Genomic DNA, 20,420 nt, shown 5'->3' with positions numbered 1-20,420 from the left:
GAAGACGAGGCCCCGATGACCGCTCCCCGCCGCTCCCTCGCCGCCCGCGCGGCCGCGTTCCGCGAGATGGCCGACCAGACCCGCATCGGCCGGCGCTCGGTACGCCGGCGCGCGGAGGGGATGACCGCGGTGGACGTCGCGCAGGCCCTCGAGGACGCCCGGTTCCTCGCGCGCCGGGACGCCGGGCACGAGCCGCCGGCCGACGACGAGCGCGGCCGGGCGGAGCTGGCGGAGTGGGAGCGCATCGGCCGGCTGCTCGCCACCGCCGCCGCGGACGCCGTGTACTCCCCGGACTCCGACGACGTCGTCCGGGCGGAACGCGCCGCCGCGGCCGCGCCCCCGGACGCCCGCGACGCGGAGCCGCGGGAAGCCGCCCGGCGCGCGGCCGACGACGGCGGACCGCGGTAGCCGGCCGAGGACGCCGGCACGCCGGAGCGGACCGGGCAGACCCCGAGCGGGCGACGCGGCCGCCCCCGACCTGCCCCCGCCCTGCCGCCGGCGCGATCCCTGCCGTCCGCGGCGACGGGAGTCAGCGCCGGCCGCGGGCCTCCCGCGCCCACTTCTCGACGAGGGGCACACACGCGTCGGCGAAGTACTCGTAGTCGCCGGGCGTGTTGTAGACGTGGGCGGACAGGCGCAGGTAACCGGTTCCCCCGAAACTGGTGAAGGCGGCCTCGACACCCAGCTCCACGGCCGCCCGGTCGCGCAGGGCGTCGGCCTCGGTCCGGCTGGTCCCCAGCCCCTCCGGCAACCGCACCAGGCGCATCCCCGGCACGGGCATCCCGACGTCGACCGGTCCCGCCGGGCCGCCCGACGCCCCGAACGCGTCCGCCACCACCCGGGCTCCGTACTCCGCCAGTTCGTCCATGTACGCGCGGGCGGCGTCCCAGCCCCAGGTGCCGTCGACGAAGTCCAGTGCCGCCGGAGCCGCGAGGCAGCCGGTCGCGTCGAGCGTGCCCTGCTGGTCGAAACGGTCCGGGAAGGGTTCGGCGGCGCCCCAGGAGTCGATCAGCGGACGCAGTTCCTCCCGCAGCGGACCGCGGGCCACGAGAGCGGCGGTGCCCCGTGGCGCGCACCCCCACTTGTGGAGGTTGCCGACCCAGGCGTCGCAGACCAGACCCTCCAGGGGCGCGGCGAGGAGACCGGGGGCGTGCGCGCCGTCCACGAGCAGCGGGACACCGCGCCGGGCCGCCTCCTCGCCGACCCGGCCGGCCGGCAGCAGCCGCGCCGTGGCCGAGGTGATCTGGTCCAGGACGATGAGCGCGACCCGCTCGTCCACCTCCGACAGCACCGCCGCGCACGCCTGCCGGGCGTCGGCGTCGAGCGGTACGCGCGCGGTGCGCACCCGTCCGCCCCAGCGCCGGGCGAGCCGCGCGGCGCCCATGGTGACGGCGCCGTAACCGTGGTCGGTGACCACGACGTCGCCGCCGGGCCGCGCGGTGAGGGCGGCGTACACGACGCTCGCGCCGGCGCTCGCGTTGGGCACGATCGCCAGGTCCCGCGCCGACACCCGCAGGTGGCCGGCGAGCGCCGTCCGGGCGGCGGCGATCCGGCCGGGCAGCCGCGGGAACCAGACGACCGGGGCCCGCTCCATCTCGTCCCGCAGCGCGCTCTGCCGCTCCTGCGCCACGCGGGGGACCGCCCCGAACGAGCCGTGGTTGAGGTGCCGCATCCCGGGATCGAGGGTCCAGGCCGACGCGGCGTCCCGGCCGTCGGCCAGCAGCAGGGGGCGGGGCGGTGCGGGTGCGCGGGTCTCGGTCACGTGGATCCTGACGTCGGCGGCGGGACGGCCGTGCGGCCGGGACGCGCGTCACGATACCCACGCCCCGCGGCCGTACCCACGCCCCGCGGCCCTCCGGCGGTGGGGGAGACGACGGCCGGGAGCCGGTCGGCGACCCCGACGGCGCTCACCGGACCACTGGTGATTCAGCCGATGGCGCCCGCGCCCCGCCCCACGACTCTGGTCGGGTCAGGCACCCGCCCCCCACGCCCGTGTCAGGAGATCCCCATGCGTCCTCGTTCCCCACGCCGGCTTCTCGGCGTCCTCGCCGCCGCCACGGCCGCCCTCACCCTGTTCTCCTCGGCGTCGACGGCCGGCGCGGCCGACTCCGCGACCGCAGCGACCCGCACCGTCACCACGGCGCGCTCGTCGGACGCGGCCGCCGGAACGCTCTCGACCGGCACGCCCGTCGTCTTCGTGCACGGCTACACCGGCGACGCGTCCAACTGGGTCGCCGCCATGAGCGTCTTCCGGCTCAACGGCTGGGACAGCTCCGACCTCTTCGCCTACGAGTACAACTCCTACGGCAACAACATCACCAACGCCCAGGGCCTCGCCACCTTCGTGAACAACGTGAAGGCGCGAACCGGAGCGAGCAAGGTCGCGATCGTCAACCACTCGATGGGCGGCCTGGTCAGCCAGTACTACCTGAAGGTGCTGGGCGGCAACACCAGCGTCAGCCACCTCGCCTCGATCGCCGGCGCCAACCACGGCACCACGTTCGCCGGCGCCTGCCTGATCTACACGACGTGCCAGCAGATGTACCCGGGCTCCTCGTTCATCTCCCAGATCAGCTCGGGCGACGAGACGCCCGGCGCCACCCGGTACGCCACGTGGTACTCGGCGTGCGACGGCATCATCCTGCCGTACACCAGCACCCGGCTGGACGGCGCGACCAACAACAACGTGCTCTGCCAGACCCACATCGGGTTCCTCGCGGACACGGTCGTGCTCGGCCAGATCGCCCGCTTCGTCGCGTCCTGACGCGTCGCGCGCCCACGGCCCCGGCCGTCGACGGCCGCCCGTGAAGCGGACCGTGCTCGACACGCCCGTCCCCGGCACCGGCCGGGGGCGGGCGTTCGCGGGTGCCCCGCGGCTCGGTGACCGACCCGGAAGGTCGCGTCCTGCCGGTCCGTGGCCGTGGCGGGCACGCCGATGCGCAGCACGTGGTTCGCGTGGCGGAGGTAGCGGGTCGGGTGGTCGTGCGACCGGAAGGACGTCCAACCCGCGTCCGCCGGCCCCGCCGTGCGGTGGAAGGTGGCGTCCTGCTTGCGCAGGACGAACGGGTCGCGCAGACCGAGCGCGCCCTCGGTGGGCGTGGCCACCGGGTTGTTCTGGTCGAGCGGTGTCCAGTTCAGGGCGTCCGTGCCGACGGCGGGATGGAGGCCGCAGTCGGTGCCCTCGCCCAGGGTGGTCGACTCGGTGAAGCAGGTCATGACGTACGCCGAGTCGGCCGCGTGGGCGGAGCCGGCTCCGAGCGTCAGCGTGCGGCGGTCGGGGCGTGCGGGCGGCGGCGGACGGCGAGGGCCGCGACGTCGTCGTCGAGTCCGCCGCCGTGGCGGAGCAGGTCCGCGTGCAGTTCGTCCAGCAGCTCGCGGGGCCGGGCCGCCTCGTGCCGGCGCACCCAGTCCGGCAGCGGGAAGAACACGCCCGCGCGGTCACGGGTTTCCGTGACGCCGTCGGTGTAGAGCAGCATCCGGTCGCCGGGGGAGAAGGGCACGGTGTCGACGTGATAGTGGTCCCCGAGGAGCGCCGAGAGGTTGAGGGGCGTGGAGGGAAGGGTGGGCTCGAGGACGTCGACCCGCTCGCCGCGTACGAACACCGGCGGCGGATGCCCGCAGTTGAGGATCCTGACCTGCCCGCCGCCGCCGGGGATCTCGGCCATCAGGGCGGTGGCGAAGTGCTCCGGCTCGTCGTCGACGGGGAACGCGGCGCTGTAGCGGGTCATGGTGAGCTGCATGCGGCGGGCGAGGCTCCTCAGGTCGGGCTGGTCGTGCGCGTTCTCCCGGAAGCAGTTGATCACCGCCGCGGCCGCCCCCACCGCCGACAGGCCCTTGCCCCGCACGTCGCCGATGAGCAGGCGGACCCCGTACGGGGTGTCGGCGACCTCGTAGAAGTCGCCCCCGATCCGGGCCTGCTCCTGGGCCGCCCGGTACAGCGACTCGATCTCGATGTCGTGGAGGAGGCGCGGCAGCGGGCGCAGCAGCACCTTCTGCGCCGCGTCGGCGACGAGCCGGACCTGGAAGAGCGCCTCCTCCCGCTGGAGCCGCAGATGGCTCGCGTAGGCGGCGGCGAGGGTGACGGCGGCGATCGCGGCGACCGTGTACGGCGTCCCCAGATCGGAGTGGACGAAGCTGAGACCGATCATGATCAGAAGGCATGCCGCCCCCAGCAGGACCGTCGGGAGGACCGGCCACACCGCGGCCGCGAGGGCCGGCGCCGCGGGCAGGAGACGGCTGAAGGCGATCTCCCGGGGGGTGGAGAAGGCCAGGGCGGTGATGAGGACGGTGACGAGGACCGGTGACAGCAGTACGGCCTGCCGCTGCCCGCCGCGGGGAGCACGGTGGCGGCGCCGGGACCGTACTGGTCTGATCATGAATTCGATCTTATCGGGACGAACCGGGCGGCGATCGGTCCGCCACTCGCCCGCCGCCCCCGCGCATCCGCCGCTCCCACCGCTCCCACGCGTCCGGCCGGACAGGGGCCGCGGATGCCGCGGATGTCGTGGATGTCGTGGAGGCGCCCGGTCAGACCCGGTCCAGGGGCCGGTGCGGTCCGGTGGGAAGTTCCGCCGTGATCACGTCGCCCGGCCGCACCACGCCGCCCTCCCTCACGACGCTCATGATGCCGGCCCTGCGCACGACGGCCCCGGTCTCGTCGCGGCCGACGACCTGCTTGAGCAGCCCCTCCTCGAAACCGTCGATCTGCCGGCAGGGATTGCGCAGGCCGGTCACCTCCAGCACCGCCTCGCCGATGCGCAGCAGCGTGCCCACCGGCAGACCGAGCAGATCGAGGCCGCGGGTGGTGATGTTCTCGCCGAGGTCACCGGGCGTCACCGTGAAACCGGCCGCACCGACCTCGGCGAAGAGCTCCTCGTGGAGGAGGTGGACCTGGCGCAGGTTCGGCTGCGTGGGGTCCTGCGCGACCCGCGACCGGTGCCTGACGGTCACGCCGGCGTGCACGTCACCCTCCACGCCGAGCCCGGCGAGCAGGGTGATGCTGTCCCTGTTCGGCTTGGTGAACGCGTACGCGCCGTTGCTGCTGACCGCCGTGACCGTTCCGTTCATCCTGAGATCCCCCTCCTCGACGACCATGACCGGCCACGACCCTAACCGCCGGGCGCCCGACGCGCAGCGGCCCGGCCGGTCCGTCGCGCCCGGCCGGTCCGTCGCGTCCGGTCCGGGCGTCCCGGTCGCGGTCCGTGGAAATTCGGAGGAATGGTGGTGGGGGTCGGGGGTAGGCGGGGTTTTGCGGGCACGACGGGCCGGCGACGACGGCCGGGGATCCGGCGGTGGATGGACTGGGAGGGGCACATGATGACGACGACCGTGCAGGCCGCTGGGACGGTGGACGTTCCGGAGATCGCCGATCCCTCCAAGGTCGCGCCGCGGGACGCGCGGGAGCTGTCGAAGGTGTTCTTCGGGCGGCTGGCGGTGCTGGAGGAGGGCACGCCGGAGTACCAGTACGCGCGCAACACGCTGATCGAGATGAACATGTCGCTGGTGCGCTATGCGGCGGGCCGGTTCCGCAGTCGTGGGCCGGAGGAGATGGAGGACATCGTCCAGGTCGGCATGATCGGGCTGATCAAGGCGATCGACCGGTTCGAGCTGTCGCGCGAGGTGGAGTTCACCTCCTTCGCGGTGCCCTACATCGTGGGGGAGATCAAGCGGTTCTTCCGGGACACCTCCTGGGCGGTGCACGTGCCGCGGCGGCTGCAGGAGGCGCGGGTGCAGCTGGCGCGGGCCAACGAGGAGCTGCGCAGCCGGCTGGGGCGCACGCCGACGACCAGGGAGCTGTCGGAGCTGATGTGCCTGCCGGAGGACGAGGTGGTCGAGGCGCGGCTGGCGTCCAACGGGTACACCTCGGCGTCGCTGGACGCGGCGATCAGCGGCAGCGAGGACGGTGAGGCGGCGCTGGCGGACTTCATCGGCAACGAGGACGCCGCGCTCGGTCTGGTCGAGGACTTCCACGCGCTGGCGCCGATGGTGGCCGCGCTCGACGAGCGCGACCGGCGGATCATCCACTGGCGGTTCGTGGAGGAACTCACCCAGGCCCAGATAGGCGAACGCCTCGGCGTCTCCCAGATGCACGTCTCCCGCCTGATCTCCCGCCTCCTGACCCGCCTGCGCGAAGGCATGCTCACCACCGGCTGAACCACCCGAACCACCCCACAAGCCCGGCCACGGGCACAGCAGTCGAAACGGGACCCGGCATCCGGGTCCCGTTTCCGCTGTTCCTGCCGCCTGCCGCCTGCCGCCTGCCGCCTGCCGCCTGCCGCCTGCCGCCGTGCTTCGGCGCCGCCCCTCATCCCCTCCCGGTTCACCCGGCACCCCCGTGAAGGGGAGAGTGCCCCCGCGCTCTCCGGCTGCGGGGGCACTCTCCAGGGACGCTCACAGGAAGCGCCGGATCGGCAGGACCGCGGATTCCTTGACGCGTTGCAGCACGGCCCGCCGTCTCCACCGGCGGAGGTCCACCTCCACGCTGTCGCGCAGGTCCGCGTCGTAGTCGCGGTCGAGCGCGGCGGTGAACTCCTCGTCCAGGACGGCGAGCATCACCTCCTCGTCGTGGTCCATGGAGCGGCGGTTGAAGTTCGTGGACCCGATGAGGGAGGCCACCGAGTCCACGGTGATGATCTTGGCGTGCATCATGGTCGGCTGGTACTGGCGGACGTGCACGCCGGCCTCCAGCAGCCGCGTGTAGTGGTGCTGACCCGCGAGCTGGCAGGCTCGCTGGTCGGTGTGCGGCCCGGGGAGCAGGATCTCGACGTGCACGCCGCGCCGCGCGGTCTCGCACAGCAGGTCGATGAAGTAGGTGTCCGGGGCGAAGTAGGCGGTGGCCAGCCGGAAGCGTTCCTCGGCGGAGGTGAGCATGACCCGGATGAGGGTCTGCATGTCCTGCCAGCCGATGCTCGCGGAGCCGCGCACCACCTGCACCACCGACGAGCCGGCCTGCGGGTGTGCCGTGAAGCGGTCGCGGTCGTCGAAGAGTTCGTCGTGGCACTCGGCCCAGTTCTGCGCGAACGCGGCCGCGATGCCGTCCACGGCCGGACCGCGCACCTGGACGTGGGTGTCCCGCCACTCGCCGGGATGGCGGGCGTCACCGCTCCACTCCTCCGCGATGCCGACGCCGCCGGTGAAGGCGGTGTGCTCGTCGACGATGAGGGCCTTGCGGTGGCAACGGTGGTTCTGCTTGAACGGTGACAGCCACGCGGGCTTGCGGAACCAGGCCACCTGGACGCCCGCCTCGCTCATCAGGTTCAGCAGCCGGCCCTCGATCTCCTTGGCGCCGAAGCCGTCGAGCAGCAGTCGCACCCGCACCCCCTCACGGGCGCGGTCGGCCAGGGCGGCGGCGAAGTCGTGGGCGATCTGGCCGCGCCAGTACACGAAGGTCATCATGTCGATGGTGTGCTCGGCCGAACGGATCGCCCCGAGCATCGCGGGGAAGATCTCGTCGCCGTTGCGCAGGGGCACCAGGGCGTTGCCTTCGGTGGCGGCCACGCCGATCAGCCGCTCCAGGCGACGGCGCAGGCGCTGCTTGCGCGCCTGCGGGTCGGGTGCGGCGTCATGAGCACGAGGCGCCGGTATGTCGTCGAGTATCACGCCGAATCTCCCACTGGACCGTGAAGGCGAACGTAGAGGGCCGCCGCTACGGCCCGAACAACCGGATGCCCTGTCGGCGGCGCGGCACTCCAGTGGCCCCGGGCCGGATTGAGGCCGGGGCGCCGGGGCACGCGCACCTCACGGAAACCGTCCTGCCGTACGGGTGGGGCGGGCGGCAGGGGAGAGGCGGGGCCGAGCATGGCGGAGCGGGCGACGGTGTCCGGGCGAGAGGGCGGGTCGGCGGGCCCCGGCGGCGTGCGGAAGCCGCCGTTGCGGCCCGGGGCGTACGATCCGGCCGACTACGCCCCGCAGGTGGTGCGCTGCGCCGCGGAAGCCGGCGTGTCGCCCCTCCTGGTCATGACCGTCCTGCACAACGAGGCGTACAAACCGCACCATCCGCTGCTGGAACGGCTGTGGCAGTGGTGGAAGCCGGGGGCGTCCTTCGGCCTGGCCAACATGCACCGCGCGACGTTCGAACGGGTGCGGCGGACGCACGGCCTGTCCGAGCGCTGGCGGGACCTCCGCGACGATCCCGCGTTCGCCGTCCGGGCGGCGGCCCTGCACCTGAAGGACCTCGACCACGCCCTTCCGGAGCGGCACGTGCGCCGTTACACCCGCGACGAACTCCTCGCCCTGGGCTACAACACGGGCGAACGCAACATGCGGGCCTTCGCCCGCGGGGTCCCGCCGGGCCCCATGGCACGGTCGTACCTGCGCCGTTTCCGCGCACACCGCGACCGGGCCGCCCGGGCCCTGGCCGGTCCGGCCGGCGACGGCCGGACGACGGCGCCCGCGGAACCGGCGTCGTGACCACGCGGCCGTGGCCACGACGCGCCCCGGCTCAGCCGCCGGCCAGCGACAGTTTGGCGGCGAACCCGAGGAACAGCGCCCCCGCGGCCGACGTGGCGCCCGCCGCCAGCCGCCTGCGCCGCCGGAACGCCGCCGCCAGGCGCGTCCCGCTGAAGATCAGCGCGCTCAGGTACAGGACGCTGGCCAGCTGCGCGAGCACGCCGAGCACGACGAACGACAGCGCCGGGTAGGCGTAGCCCGGGTCGACGAACTGCACGAAGAACGCGACGAAGAACAGGATGGCCTTGGGGTTGAAGAGGCTGATGACCAGGGCCCGCCGGAAGGGACGCTCGTCGGCGACGGCGGTGGTCCGGGGGCCGGCCGCGGCCTCCTCCCGCCGGCCGCGCCACATCCCCCACGCGGCCCGGAGCATTCCGACGGCCAGCCAGGTCAGGTAGCCGGCGCCCGCGTACTTCACGATGCCGAAGAGCACGGCGTTGCCCTGGAGCAGGGAGGCGACGCCGGCGGCGGAGAGCGTCATCAGCACGGCGTCGCCGCACCACACGCCGGCCGCGGCGGTGTAACCGGCCCGCACCCCGCGCCGGGCGGCCACGGAGAGGACGTACAGCGAGTTGGGGCCGGGCAGCAGGATGATCAGGGCGAGCCCTGCCAGATAGGTGGGGAGGTCGTTGACGCCGAACATGGCAGGAAGTGTCGCACGCCGGTACGGCGTCTCCCAGGGGTGTCTCGCACCCCGCACCCGCAGGAACTTCCCGGACCGGACTCCGCGTCCCCCGCACGGTCCGCCGGACAGACCCTAGTCCTCCACGGGGATGCCCAGGCGGCCGGTCACGGTGGTGAGGGCCGTTCCCAGCGGGAGCGCCACCCGGGCCGCCGCGTGCCGGTCGCCCCGGGTCGGGTCGAGGTTGACGATGTGGACGGGTTTCCCCGCCTCGGCCGCCTGGCGGACGAAGCGCAGCCCGGACATGACCGTCAGCGAGGAGCCCAGGACCAGCAGTGACCTCGCTCCGCGGACCAGTTCACGGCACTCCTCCACCCGTCGCGGCGGCACGGATTCACCGAAGAACACCACGTCCGGTTTGAGGATGCCGCCGCAGTCCGCGCAGGGCAGCGCGCGGAAGTCGCCGACCTGCTCGTCGGTGAGGTCGGCGTCGCCGTCCGGGTTGACTCCCGCGGCCACCGGCGCGAAGCCCGCGTTGGCCTCCGTCAGCCGCCGGGCGAGTTCCCGGCGCGCGCTGAGGGCACCGCAGGACAGGCAGACGACCCGCGCCAGACTCCCGTGCAGTTCCACGACGTCCCCGCTGCCGGCGGCCTGGTGCAGGCCGTCGACGTTCTGGGTGATCACACCCGAGAGCAGTCCGTGCCGGCCGAACGCGGCCACGGCCCGGTGCCCGGCGTTCGGGCGGGCACGGCCGAAGGTGCGCCAGCCGAGGTGGCTGCGCGCCCAGTACCGGCGCCGCGCCCGGGCGTCGGCGGTGAACTCCTGGTAGGTCATCGGGGTGTGCCGGTTCAGGATTCCGCCCGCGCCCCGGTAGTCGGGGATGCCCGACTCCGTGGAGATGCCCGCCCCGCTGAGGACCAGCACACCGCCGGCGTCCAGCGCCTCGACGACCGGCTCCGGGTCCGTGGTGCCGGGCGGCAGGTCCTCGGTGGGCGTCCAGCTGAGGGTGGGGCGCGTGCGCATGCGCACCAGGGTACGGAACCGGCCGCCGCCGGCGCCGGTCTCCCGGTGGACGCCGTCCGCCGGACCGCCGTGCCGGGCCTCCCTCATCGGAGCGCGGTGGTCTCCGTGCCGGGGTGGTTCCCGGGCCCCTCGGTCCGGGCGGTCAGCGGGGTCGGCGAGAGGACCGTGTCCTCCTCACCGGGTTCGAGGAGGGTGGCGGCGGCCCCCACGACGAACGGGTCGGGCTTGCCGACCGCCTCGGGGTCCTTGGCCGCGTAGTCGATCCGGTGGAGCAGGCTGCGCATGGCTTCGAGGCGGGCACGCCGCTTGTCGTTGCTCTTCACGACGGTCCAGGGGGCGTGTTCGGTGTCGGTGGCCCGGAACATCTCCACCTTGGCCGTGGTGTAGTCGTCCCAGAGATCGAGCGACTTGACGTCGGTCGGCGACAGTTTCCACTGGCGGACCGGATCGACCTGGCGGATCGCGAAGCGCGTCCGCTGCTCCGCCTGCGAGACGGAGAACCAGAACTTCACCAGGATGATGCCGTCGTCCACCAGCATCTTCTCGAACGGCGGGCACTGCTCGAGGAAGAGCTCGTACTCCCGCTGCGTGCAGAAGCCCATGACGCGCTCGACTCCCGCCCGGTTGTACCAGGAACGGTCGAAGAAGACGATCTCCCCCGGTCCGGGGAGACGGCTGACGTAGCGCTGGAAGTACCACTGCCCCCTCTCGCGCTCCGTGGGCTTCTCCAGTGCCACGATGTCGGCGCCGCGCGGATTCAGGCGCTCGGCGAAGCGCTGGATCGTGCCGCCCTTGCCCGCGGCGTCCCGGCCCTCGAACACCACGACCAGACGGCCGCCGGTGTCCTTGATCCAGTGCTGCAGCTTGAGCAGTTCGATCTGCAGGACCCGCTTGCGCCGCTCGTAGTCCTTGCGCGTCACTTTCCGGTCGTAGGGGTAGTTCTCCCGCCAGGTGGTGATCGGTTCACGGGCTTCGTCGAGCAGGATCGGCTGTTCCGGGCGGCGGTCGTCGACCGTCAGGCCGTCCAGCAGTCGTGCCTCGATCTCCTCGCGGTCCATCAGGTCCTCGCTCCTCGCGTGGGCGGCCGTGTCTTCTGGGTCCCGCGGGGTCTTCTGGGTCCCACAGGGCGATTGCCCGAAACGGGAGGCTTCGCACCTCGGGGGACGAGGCGCTTCCGGCCGGCGCGTCCCGCGCGGCGGCGAACGCCGGCCGCCGGCCGCCACGCGGGGTGCTCTCGCGCGGAGGCCGGCGTCGCTCCGGCGTCGTACGGCCTGTTCCGGCCGCGGGCGCGGCGGCGCGGCGGGTCTCAGCCGGACCCGGGTCCACTCCGCTTGGCCTCGTCCGCGAGGTGCCTCCCGGAGTCGCGCGCCTGTTCCGTGACCTGGCCCGCCCGGTCGCGCGCCTCGTCCTGGGTGGTGCGGGCGGCTTGCGCGGCGCTGTCCTTCACCTCGGCGGCCGCGTTCCGCGTCACTTCCTTGGCTTCTTCCCCGAGGTGCTGCGCGGACTCGGCGGCGGCCTGCTTGACCGGCTCCAGCGCCTCGCTCTCCATGAGGTCGGACGCCTTCCGCTGCTCGGCCTCGGAGGCGGACAGCAGGGAGGACGCCAGTACCCCGACGCCGAAGGCGACCAGACCGGCCGCCAGGGGGTTGCCGCGCGTCTGACGGCGGGCCAGTTCGGGCGCCTGCCGTACGGCCTGGCCCGCCTGGTCGGCGGATTCCCGCACCGAGTCGGCCGCGCGTCCGGTGCCTTCCTGGAGGGAGGTGGCCGTGGAGTGCGCGGCGTCGGTCACACCGTGTGCGGTGTCCGAGGCCGTGCCCATGACCCGCTCGCGGATGCCCGACACGGCGCCGCGCATCCGCTCCTTGCGACGGCGTACCACCCGTCGGGGGCTCGTGCGATCGGCGAGCTGGTCCACGTCCGCGGACAGCCGGCCGCGGGTGGCCTCGATCTCGGCCCTCATGTGGTCGGATGACGTGCCCATTCCGCGTTCTCCTTCATGGTCTCGACGGTTTGCTCGGGCTTCGGGGAGACGGTGCGCATCCGTTCGCGGCCCTTCTGGTACAGCACGGCCGCGACGACGGCCCACACGGCGGTGACGATCAGGGCGGCCCAGCCCCCGTCCATCACGTTGGCCAGGCCGAGCACGGCGGCCAGCGACAGGAACAACAGGACCATGTAACCGGCGAAACCGGCACCGCCGAACATTCCGGCGGCCTTGCCCGCCTTGGTCGCTTCCTCCCTGATCTCCGTCTTGGCCAGCTCGACCTCCTGACGGAAGAGCGTCTGGAGGTCCCCTGTCACCTCGGACAGCAGTTGGCCCACGGACCGGTCCTGCTCCTGCGGCTCGACCGGGCCGGGAGTGGGGGAGAGCGAAGCCATCTCACACCTCCGGGTACGGACGACCCGGGGTGCCGCCCGGCGGCGTACCGGTGACCGGCGGCGTCGGCGGCACCGGGGGCACCGGAGGAGCGGGCGGTACGTGGCCGGGGGTGCCGTGGCCGGGGGTGCCGTGGGCGGCGCCCGTCGGGGAACCGGTGGGCAGTGCGGGGGAGACGGGGGCGCTCAGTGTGCCCTGGTCAGGTGCTCCGGAGGGCGGCTGCGACCCGTTCCCGTCGGACCGGGCGGCTCCCGCCACGCGGGCCAGGCGCCCGACCGCCAGTCCGGCCAGCAGGGCGCCCCCGAGGAAGGCGCCCGGCCGTCGGCGGGCGAAACCCTGGAGGTCGGAGACGAGGCCGTCCACGCCCCGCTCGTCCAGGTAGTCGGCCGCCCGGTGCCCCCTGCCGGCGGCCTGGGCGGCGAGGCTGCGGGCGGGGGAGTCGCCCTGGGCGTTCTCGGCCAGGCCGGAGAGGTCGCCCGCCCACTGGCGCAGCGTGTCCGCGGCCCGCTTGGCCTGCCCCTCGGCCTCGTTCATCGCGCGGTGGCGGAGCTCGTCCAGGACCGTGCCCGCCTGCTGCCGCGCCTCTCCCACGACGTTCTGCACCTGTTCCGCCGCGGTACCCGCGACCTGGCTCGCGGCCTGCTTGGCCTGACCGGCCGTCGCCGAGGTCTCCGCCTTGGCCTTTTCCCGGGTCGTCCCCGTTCCTGTCTGTACGGACTCACTCATCGGCGGCTTCTCCTCATCGGATGTGCTGCGTGTACGGGAGGCGGTACGTCGGACATCGCACGCAACCGTCCGGTCCTGACACGAGTGGCCCCTCTGCCCCGTCTGACACATTTCGGGAGCTTCGTTTGTTGATGACCTGTCACGCGCGGGGCGGGGCGTCGCCGCGGCCGCCGGCCGGGGATGGGGGTGCGCCGTGCGCCCGGGCCCGTCGGTGCGCGGGCGCGCCCGGGGCCGGGGTCCGGTGGTTGGAGGCGCAGGTTCCACTGCTGCACCGGACCCCGGCTGGGGGGACTGGTGCCCGGCCGTGGGCTTCTTATGTCATTTGTCCGGTGAGGGATCTTTTCGGCGGCGGTTCCCGGGGGGAGACATGGCTGTGGGCCCCGGGTGTTCCCGGGGCCCACGGGGTCGGCTGTTCTCTAGCGGGTCACCAGCGGTACCAGCGGCCCTTGCGGCCGCCGGTGTCCGCGCTGCGCATGACGAAGCCGAGCAGCCAGACGACCAGCACGATGACGGCGATCCACCACAGTGCCTTCAGCGCGAAGCCCGCGCCGAAGAGGATCAGGGCCAGCAGGAGAACGAGAAGCAGGGGAACCATAGTTATCAACCTCCGCCGCTCCTGGTGCCCGGCGAACGCGGGAACATACGGCCGGATCACCCGGTTTCTTCACCGCACTTGCGGGAAACGGCCACGGATTCGCCTCAGGAACAGGGCGGTCGGCGACCGATGAGTTTCACGGTGATCCGCAGTCGGAGATCATGACCGGTGCGCCACGGCCGCGAGCGCGCCCCGTGGCGCGCCCTCCGGACCTTCGGGCGCCGGAAGACCGGACACGAGACGCACGAGACGCACCAGACACACGAGACAACCGAGGAACTCCCATGCGCACGCTGATCAGCACCGCCTTCGTCTCCCTCGACGGCGTCGTCGAGGCCCCGGGCGGCGAGCCCGGCTACCGGAACTCCGGCTGGACCTTCAAGAACGTCGAGTTCCTCCCCGAGGCCTTCGACATCAAGGGGCGCGAGCAGCAGGAGGCCACCGCCATGCTGATGGGCCGGACCAGCTACGAGGCGTTCAGCCCGGTCTGGCCGGACATGGCGGACTTCGCCGACTACAAGGAGATGCCGAAGTACGTCGTCTCCACCACCCTCACCGAGGACGACCTGGTGTCGAACTGGGGCGAGACCACCGTCCTGCGCTCCCTCGACGACGTCGCCGCGCTGAAGGAGACCGAGGGCGGCCCGATCATCGTGCACGGCAGCGCCGCCCTGAACCAGGCCCTGTCGGACGCCGGCCTCATCGACCGCTACCACCTGCTCGTCTTCCCGCTCCTGCTCGGCGCGGGCAAGCGCCTGTTCAGCACGTCCGACAAGGACGCCCAGAAGCTGACGCTGGTCGAGCACGAGGCCTACGCCAACGGCGTGCAGAAGAACGTCTTCGACGTCGTCCGCTGACCGGGCGGCGACCCCGCGCCCCCGGATCCGGCCGGCGGACCCGGGGGCACGGGGTCGCCGTCGCTCACGGGGGCCGCCGGCCGTGCGGGCCGTCGTTCACGTGAGCCATCCGTCCGTGACCTCCTGGCGGCGCGGTCGCGCGGAGCCCACCCCCTCGATGTCGCGCTCGGCGGTGTTCAGCAGCTTCCGGGCGAGGTCGTTCATGGCCCGGCCGGCCGCCAGTTCGTCACCGATCTCCGGCACGTCCGGGTCCGCCGGATGGCAGTGGGCACTTCCGTGGCCGGTGATCTCCGTGGTGCCGGTGTCCAGGGTCAGCTGTGCTTTCGTCGTTCCCGCGTCGTCCTCGAACAGATGAAGACGGACCGTCCATTCCGACGTGTGCGACATCGCTCTCCTCCTCGATCCGGATGGCGGGACGCCCGTGGCGAGCGTCGTCGGGGCGCCTCGTCGGGGCGCGTCATGGGGTGCGGAGCCGTGCGGAGGCGGTCCGCGTGCCGTCCTCGATGCGGCGCCGGACCTCGGCCGTGAGTTCGCCCAGCCGTTCCGAGGCCGTCGCCCGGGGCGCGACCGGCGCCCGGATCCGGCGGGCGGCCGGGGGCAGCGCTTCCAGGTCCGCGGCGAGTCTCCTCCTGCCGTCCTCGAGCGTGGGCCGGCCGCCGGTGCGCCGCCCGTCCAGCATCACCGTCTCCAGCAGCGGGACGCCGTCGTCGGGGGGCCGCTCGTCGGCGAGTCCGATCACGTCGGCGCAGCCGGGACGGCGGAACACCTGCTTGCGGCCGGGCGCCGTCACCTTCGCCGACGACAGCTTCATCACCGGCCGGCCGTCGAACTCGACCAGCTTGTAGGCGGAGTCCAGGTACGGAGCGTCGGCCGACACGCCGACGCGGGTGCCCACGGCGTACGTGTCGATCGGTGCTCCGGAGCGGACGAGGTCGTCCACGGCGTACTCGTCGAGGCCGCCGCTGGCCACGATCCGCACCTCCGGCAGGCCCGCCTCGTCGAGGAGGGCGCGGGTCCGGACGGCCAGGTTCCCCAGGTCCCCGCTGTCCAGCCGTACGGCGGAGCCGGGGCCGCGGTCCAGGTCCCGCAGGACGCGTGCCGCGATCCGGACGCCCTCCTCGGTGTCGTAGGTGTCCACCAGCAGGGTCACCGGGCCGGGGTGGGTGCGGGCGAAGGCGCGGAAGGCCTCCTCCTCGGAGGCGAACGCCTCCACGAAGGAGTGCGCCATGGTGCCGACGGCGGGTATGCCGCACGCGGTGGCCGCCGCCACGTTGCTGGTCCCCGCGAAGCCGGCCAGCGCGCCCAGGCGCGCGGCCCGGAACCCCGCCTCCGGACCGTGGGCGCGCCGCAAGGAGAAGTCGACGACCGGCCGGCCGGCCGCCGCGAGCGTGCAGCGCACGGCCTTCGAGGCGATCGTCGTCTGGTGGTTGAGCTGGTTGAGCACGTACGTCTCGACCAACTGCGCCTGCGGAAGAGGGGCGGTCACCTCCAGCAGCGGTTCGTCCGCGAGCGCGATCCGCCCCTCCGGGATCGCCCGCACCCGGCCGGTGAACGCCAGCCCGAGCAGGGGTTCCAGATCCTCCGGCGGCCGGTGCAGCGCCGAGGCGAAGGCGGCGATGTCCTCGGGGCCGACGCGGAAACCGGCCAGGTAGTCGAGCGCCGACTCCAGGCCCGCCGCCACCAGGAAGCCGCGCCCGGGCGGCAGGGAGCGCGCGAAGAGGCTGAAGGTCGCCGGGCCGGTCTTCTCCTCCCGCAGGTAGGACATGGCCATCGTGACTTCGTACAGATCGGTGGTCGTCGCATCCGACATCGCTGTCACCTCCCGGGCCCGCGGCCGAGGTCGTGTCCGTCACGGGCGGAAGCGCGCGGACCACCGGGGCTCCACGGCGTTCCACTCGGCGTCCCACTGCGCGTACCTCCTGCGGTCCAGCACCCGACGCGTGCCCGCCCAGGCCGCGCCGGACGCGGCGGCCACGCCGAACGCCGCCATGCCGCCCACCAGCCAGCCGCTGGTCGTCGCGTTGAGCTCGCTCGCGGGTGGACCGGTGACGTCTCCCTCCCGGTCCACCCACACGCGCACGGTGTCGCCCTTGGCGGTTCCCGGCTCCACGAGGGCCGCTCCCGTCCGTACGACCCCGGCGGCGTCGGTCCAGCGGACCTGCGCCGGCCGCGTCGCCCAGCCGTCGCCCTTGACGTCCGACGTCAGGCGGGCGGTGACCTGGTGCCGTTCCGCCGCCTGGGCACGCACGGTGTCCATCGACGCCTCGTACGCCGTCGTGCCCGCGCTCACCGCGGCCGCCGGCAGCCCGAGGAGGAGGACGACGAGGAGGACGCGGCGGCACCACCACTCGAACCTGTCGGACGGGCGCCGCAGGGGGTTCGCGCCCCTGGACGCGTGACCGTCGTGCCGTGACGGCGGACCGGATGTGTACGGCGAACCTTGTGCGCTCATGAGTCGGCCTCCAGCAACTCGCCGGCCGTCCCCACCACCTGCTCCCACCGTCGGACGGCGACGGGGCCGGGCAACAGGGCCGGAGGTCCCTGCCGGACCGGTTTCCGGCCCCGTCCGTCTCCCCGGACCTCGGTCGCGCCGGTCCGGCCCGGGCCACGACCGCGCCGGAACCGGGGCGGGAGCAGGAACCGAGACCGGTACCAGGACAGGAGCAGGAGCAGGAGCAGGCACGGAGACCGGAGCGGGAACCGATACCGATACCGAGACCGCGACCAGGACCGGAGCAGGGACCGGGATCCGGCGAGACCGACCGCCGGGGAAACCGCCATCGCACCCGTCTCCTCTCCCGGCGGGTGCCGCGCCCAGGCCTCCCGCGGCCCGGTTCCACATGCGCCGGGAAGGGGATTGGGGTACTCCTCGAAGGAGGGCGACGCCCCGCACCGGCCACCGTCGTACCGCGGCCGCAGCACCGCCGTGGCGCCGTCGTACCGTCGCCGAACCCACCGTCGTATCCAGCTTCGTACGAGACGGAGGCCGCCGCCATGCAGCCAGTCGTCACCGTGGGCCCCGACGTCCCACCCGGACGTCTCGCCGCCGTGATCCCCCATGGCTGAGCCCGGCCGCGGCGGGCGCGCGGCGCGGCCGGTGACCGGGGCCGCCGGGGCCGGACCCCGGGCCGGCGCACGGCAGGACGGGGAACCGCCGCGCGCCGAGGTGTGCGAGACCCACACCGCGATCGTGTTCTTCGCCGGAGACCGCGCCTACAAGGTCAAGAAGCCGGTGGACCTGGGGTTCCTGGACTACACCACGCTCGCGGCGCGCCGGAGCGCGTGCGCCCGCGAAGTCGACCTCAACCGCCGGTTCGCCCCCGACGTCTACCTGGGCCTCGGCGAGTTCCGCGGCCCCGGCGCGGAGACCTCCGAACCCCTCGTGGTGATGCGGCGCATGCCCGCCGACCGGCGCCTCTCCCGCCTGGTACGGGAAGGGGCCGCCCTCGACGACGTCCTGCGGGCCGTCGCCCGGCACCTCGCCGCGTGGCACGCGGAAGCGCCCCGCGGTCCGGAGGTGGCCGAGCAGGGCACGCGGGACGCCCTGGCGTCGCGCTGGGAGGCGAGCTTCGCGCAGGTCCACGCGCTGGCCGAGGACGGCTCCGTGCCCGACGGGGTGACCGAGACGGAACGCCTGGTGCGGCGCTACCTCGCCGGCCGCGAACCGCTGTTCGCCTCCCGCATCGCGCAGGGCCGGGTGGTCGACGGCCACGGTGACCTGCTCGCCGAGGACGTCTTCTGCCTCGACGACGGCCCCCGCGTCCTGGACTGCCTGGAGTTCGACGACCGGCTGCGCCACGTCGACGGCCTGGACGACGCCGCGTTCCTCGCCATGGACCTGGAACAGCTCGGCGCCCCGGAGGCCGCCGCGTACTTCCTCGCGCGGTACGGCGAGTACTCCGGCGACCCCGCCCCCGCGTCCCTGTGGCACCACTACGTCGCCTACCGCGCGTTCGTCCGCGCCAAGGTGTCCCTGATCCAGGCCCACCAGGGCGCGCCCGGCGCGCGGACGGCGGCCCGCCGGCTGGTGTCGACGACGCTGCGCCACCTGCGGACCTCCGCCGTCCACCTGACCCTCGTGGGCGGGCTGCCCGGCAGCGGGAAGTCGACCCTGTCCGGAGCGCTGGCCGACCGGCTGGGGGTCACCCTGCTCAGCAGCGACCGCGTCCGCAAGGAACTGGCGGGCATTCCGGCGGAGCGCTCCGCGGCGGCCGGCTACGGCGAGGGGATCTACACGCCCGAGTGGACCACCAGGACCTACGACGCCCTCCTGGACCGGGCGGCCGCCCTGCTGGCCGCGGGCGAGTCCGTCGTCCTGGACGCCACCTGGTCCGACCCGGACCGGCGGGAAGCGGCACGGCGCGTCGCCGAACGCGCCCACGCCGACCTCGTCGCCCTGTACTGCCGGGCCCCGGACGAGGTGGCGGCGGTCCGCCTGAGCACGCGCGCCCCCGGCCCCTCCGACGCCGGCCCGGACATCGCCGCCGCCATGGCGGCCCGCGCACCGGACTGGCCCGAGGCCGTCGCCGTCGACACCGGCGGTCCGCTGGACTCCGCCGTCGCCCGGGCGCTGGCGGCCGTACGCCCCTGGGGCACCGGGCAGGCCCCGGTCTTCCGCCGCCCCTACATGGAGCCGGACTGACGGCACGTCCGGCAGCGCGGGGTCCGTGTTGCCGGAGCGCCGCACCGGGGCGACCGTGGAGGTGGGGGAGCGAGGGAGTGAGTACCGTGCGCGCGCTCGTCTACCACGGTCCGGGACGGATCTCCTGGGACACCGTCCCCGACCCCGCGACGCAGGAGGCGACCGACGCCGTCGTGCGCGTCGACGCCACCACCGTCTGCGGCAGTGACCTGCGCATCGTGCGGGGCGACCTCCCCGAGGTGAAGCCGGGGACGGTCCTCGGCCACGAGGCCGTGGGCGAGGTCGTGGAGGTCGGGAGGGACGTCCACGGCCTGCTCCCCGGCCACGAGGTGATCGTGCCGTCCGTCTCCGCCTGCGGCCACTGCCAGGCCTGCCGGGAACGCCGGCACGGCCAGTGCCGCGGGGGCGGCGGCCGGCTCCTGGGGAACCGGATCGACGGCACCCAGGCCGAGTTCGTGCGCGTCCCCTTCGCCGACCACTCCGTCCACCGGCGGCCTCCCGACGTCCCGCCCGACCGGGCGCTCCTGCTCGCCGAGGTGTTCCCGGCCGCCTACGAGGTCGGGGTGCGCAACGGCGACGTCGGCCCCGGGGACACCGTCGTCGTGGTGGGCGCGGGCCCCGTCGGTCTCGCCACGGTCGCCGTCGCCCGGCTGTGCTCACCCCGCCGGATCATCGCGGTGGACCTGTCCGAGGCCCGGCTGGGAGCCGCGGTCCGCATGGGGGCCGACGCGGCCGAAGTGCCGGGCCGGATGATCGCCGAACTGTCCGAGGGACCGGGCGCCGACGTCGTCGTCGAGGCGTCGGGCGAACCGGAGGGCTTCGTCCTGTGCACGCAGGCCGTCCGGGCGGGAGGACGCATCGCCGTCATCGGCACGCACGGCGGGCCGGTCACCCTGCACCTCGAGTCCCTGGGGCGCAAGAACGTGACGATCAGCACCGGCCAGGTCGACACGTCCTCCCTGCCGTGGCTGCTGGAACTGGTGAGGTTCGAACGCCTGCCCGTCGACCGGCTGGTCACCCATACCCTCGGTCTCGACCGGATGGAGCACGCCTACGAGATCTTCGCGCAGGGCGCCGCCACCGGAGCCCTCAAGGTCGTGCTGCGACGGGAGTGACGGGGCCGGGACGGT

General features: G+C 73.8%; 21 protein-coding genes and 1 pseudogene. 7 read left to right on the top strand and 15 right to left on the bottom strand.

The window, feature by feature from the left end; genetic code table 11:
- Positions 1-15 precede the first annotated feature (15 nt).
- On the top strand, positions 16-408 hold the full coding sequence (locus ACF09K_RS20310) for a hypothetical protein (protein WP_392245347.1): 393 nt from the start codon (positions 16-18) through the stop codon (positions 406-408).
- A 121-nt stretch (positions 409-529) separates the two neighbouring features.
- On the opposite strand, the gene ACF09K_RS20305 is transcribed toward ACF09K_RS20310, so the two are convergent.
- Positions 530-1,762, bottom strand: a complete 1,233-nt coding sequence (locus ACF09K_RS20305) for an aminotransferase class V-fold PLP-dependent enzyme (RefSeq protein WP_392245346.1) — start codon at positions 1,760-1,762, stop codon at positions 530-532.
- A 246-nt stretch (positions 1,763-2,008) separates the two neighbouring features.
- On the opposite strand from ACF09K_RS20305, the gene ACF09K_RS20300 reads away from it, so the two are divergent.
- The gene (locus tag ACF09K_RS20300) at positions 2,009-2,764 is read left to right on the top strand and encodes an esterase/lipase family protein (RefSeq protein WP_392245344.1); all 756 of its coding nucleotides are present in this window, start codon (positions 2,009-2,011) and stop codon (positions 2,762-2,764) included.
- Between the two features lie 134 nt (positions 2,765-2,898).
- On the opposite strand, the pseudogene ACF09K_RS20295 reads toward ACF09K_RS20300, so the two are convergent.
- The 3 genes and pseudogenes from ACF09K_RS20295 to ACF09K_RS20285 form a co-directional block, all read right to left on the bottom strand.
- Positions 2,899-3,105 (bottom strand): annotated as a pseudogene (locus tag ACF09K_RS20295) (AbfB domain-containing protein); the annotation flags it as partial.
- Positions 3,106-3,260: 155 nt separating this feature from the next.
- The gene (locus ACF09K_RS20290; RefSeq protein WP_392245343.1) at positions 3,261-4,376 is read right to left on the bottom strand and encodes a PP2C family protein-serine/threonine phosphatase; all 1,116 of its coding nucleotides are present in this window, start codon (positions 4,374-4,376) and stop codon (positions 3,261-3,263) included.
- 151 nt (positions 4,377-4,527) lie between these two features.
- Positions 4,528-5,067 carry an MOSC domain-containing protein gene (locus ACF09K_RS20285; protein ID WP_392245342.1) on the bottom strand — a complete coding sequence of 180 codons (540 nt, stop codon included), beginning with the start codon at positions 5,065-5,067 and terminating at the stop codon, positions 4,528-4,530.
- 246 nt (positions 5,068-5,313) lie between these two features.
- Here ACF09K_RS20285 and ACF09K_RS20280 point away from each other — a divergent pair, with 246 nt between their 5' ends.
- Entirely contained in the window at positions 5,314-6,153 is an 840-nt protein-coding gene (locus ACF09K_RS20280; RefSeq protein WP_392245341.1) for an RNA polymerase sigma factor SigF, read from the top strand.
- Between the two features lie 237 nt (positions 6,154-6,390).
- On the opposite strand, the gene ACF09K_RS20275 is transcribed toward ACF09K_RS20280, so the two are convergent.
- The gene (locus ACF09K_RS20275) at positions 6,391-7,599 is read right to left on the bottom strand and encodes a phosphatidylserine/phosphatidylglycerophosphate/cardiolipin synthase family protein (RefSeq protein ID WP_392245340.1); all 1,209 of its coding nucleotides are present in this window, start codon (positions 7,597-7,599) and stop codon (positions 6,391-6,393) included.
- Between the two features lie 216 nt (positions 7,600-7,815).
- On the opposite strand from ACF09K_RS20275, the gene ACF09K_RS20270 reads away from it, so the two are divergent.
- On the top strand, positions 7,816-8,409 hold the full coding sequence (locus ACF09K_RS20270) for a lytic transglycosylase domain-containing protein (protein WP_392245339.1): 594 nt from the start codon (positions 7,816-7,818) through the stop codon (positions 8,407-8,409).
- A 31-nt stretch (positions 8,410-8,440) separates the two neighbouring features.
- On the opposite strand, the gene leuE is transcribed toward ACF09K_RS20270, so the two are convergent.
- The 7 genes from leuE to ACF09K_RS20235 all read right to left on the bottom strand — a co-directional run bounded on the left by leuE (position 8,441) and on the right by ACF09K_RS20235 (position 13,791).
- Positions 8,441-9,091: a leucine efflux protein LeuE gene (gene leuE, locus ACF09K_RS20265; protein WP_392245338.1), complete on the bottom strand. Its 651-nt coding sequence runs from the start codon at positions 9,089-9,091 to the stop codon at positions 8,441-8,443.
- Positions 9,092-9,205: 114 nt separating this feature from the next.
- Positions 9,206-10,093 carry an NAD-dependent protein deacetylase gene (locus tag ACF09K_RS20260; protein ID WP_392245337.1) on the bottom strand — a complete coding sequence of 296 codons (888 nt, stop codon included), beginning with the start codon at positions 10,091-10,093 and terminating at the stop codon, positions 9,206-9,208.
- Positions 10,094-10,176: 83 nt separating this feature from the next.
- Positions 10,177-11,151, bottom strand: coding sequence for a polyphosphate kinase 2 (ppk2, locus tag ACF09K_RS20255; RefSeq protein ID WP_392245336.1), 975 nt, complete (start codon positions 11,149-11,151; stop codon positions 10,177-10,179).
- A 248-nt stretch (positions 11,152-11,399) separates the two neighbouring features.
- Positions 11,400-12,074 carry a DUF3618 domain-containing protein gene (locus tag ACF09K_RS20250; protein WP_392245335.1) on the bottom strand — a complete coding sequence of 225 codons (675 nt, stop codon included), beginning with the start codon at positions 12,072-12,074 and terminating at the stop codon, positions 11,400-11,402.
- Positions 12,050-12,472: a phage holin family protein gene (locus tag ACF09K_RS20245; protein WP_392245334.1), complete on the bottom strand. Its 423-nt coding sequence runs from the start codon at positions 12,470-12,472 to the stop codon at positions 12,050-12,052. The genes ACF09K_RS20250 and ACF09K_RS20245 overlap by 25 nt, the downstream gene beginning before the upstream one ends.
- 1 nt (position 12,473) lies before the next feature.
- Positions 12,474-13,196, bottom strand: coding sequence for a hypothetical protein (locus ACF09K_RS20240; RefSeq protein ID WP_392245333.1), 723 nt, complete (start codon positions 13,194-13,196; stop codon positions 12,474-12,476).
- Between the two features lie 424 nt (positions 13,197-13,620).
- Positions 13,621-13,791, bottom strand: a complete 171-nt coding sequence (locus ACF09K_RS20235; protein WP_030933194.1) for a DUF5670 family protein — start codon at positions 13,789-13,791, stop codon at positions 13,621-13,623.
- A 284-nt stretch (positions 13,792-14,075) separates the two neighbouring features.
- On the opposite strand from ACF09K_RS20235, the gene ACF09K_RS20230 reads away from it, so the two are divergent.
- A complete protein-coding gene (locus ACF09K_RS20230) occupies positions 14,076-14,648 on the top strand; it encodes a dihydrofolate reductase family protein (protein ID WP_392245331.1) in 573 nt (190 codons plus the stop codon).
- A gap of 96 nt (positions 14,649-14,744) precedes the next feature.
- Here the strand turns inward: ACF09K_RS20230 and ACF09K_RS20225 are convergent, their stop codons facing one another.
- From ACF09K_RS20225 to ACF09K_RS20215, 3 genes are all read right to left on the bottom strand, one after another.
- The gene (locus tag ACF09K_RS20225) at positions 14,745-15,035 is read right to left on the bottom strand and encodes a DUF1876 domain-containing protein (protein ID WP_392245330.1); all 291 of its coding nucleotides are present in this window, start codon (positions 15,033-15,035) and stop codon (positions 14,745-14,747) included.
- A gap of 70 nt (positions 15,036-15,105) precedes the next feature.
- Positions 15,106-16,458: a nicotinate phosphoribosyltransferase gene (locus ACF09K_RS20220; RefSeq protein ID WP_392245328.1), complete on the bottom strand. Its 1,353-nt coding sequence runs from the start codon at positions 16,456-16,458 to the stop codon at positions 15,106-15,108.
- Positions 16,459-16,497: 39 nt separating this feature from the next.
- Entirely contained in the window at positions 16,498-17,100 is a 603-nt protein-coding gene (locus ACF09K_RS20215) for a hypothetical protein (RefSeq protein WP_392245326.1), read from the bottom strand.
- A 714-nt stretch (positions 17,101-17,814) separates the two neighbouring features.
- On the opposite strand from ACF09K_RS20215, the gene ACF09K_RS20210 reads away from it, so the two are divergent.
- Positions 17,815-19,290 carry an AAA family ATPase gene (locus tag ACF09K_RS20210; RefSeq protein WP_392245547.1) on the top strand — a complete coding sequence of 492 codons (1,476 nt, stop codon included), beginning with the start codon at positions 17,815-17,817 and terminating at the stop codon, positions 19,288-19,290.
- A gap of 86 nt (positions 19,291-19,376) precedes the next feature.
- Positions 19,377-20,405: an alcohol dehydrogenase catalytic domain-containing protein gene (locus tag ACF09K_RS20205; protein ID WP_392245546.1), complete on the top strand. Its 1,029-nt coding sequence runs from the start codon at positions 19,377-19,379 to the stop codon at positions 20,403-20,405.
- Positions 20,406-20,420 lie beyond the last annotated feature (15 nt).

The organism is Streptomyces sp. NPDC014882 (genome assembly GCF_043081325.1).
Lineage (GTDB): Bacteria > Actinomycetota > Actinomycetes > Streptomycetales > Streptomycetaceae > Streptomyces.
The sequence above is the reverse complement of the archived record's forward strand: the minus strand, read 5'-3'. Positions and strand labels throughout refer to the sequence as shown.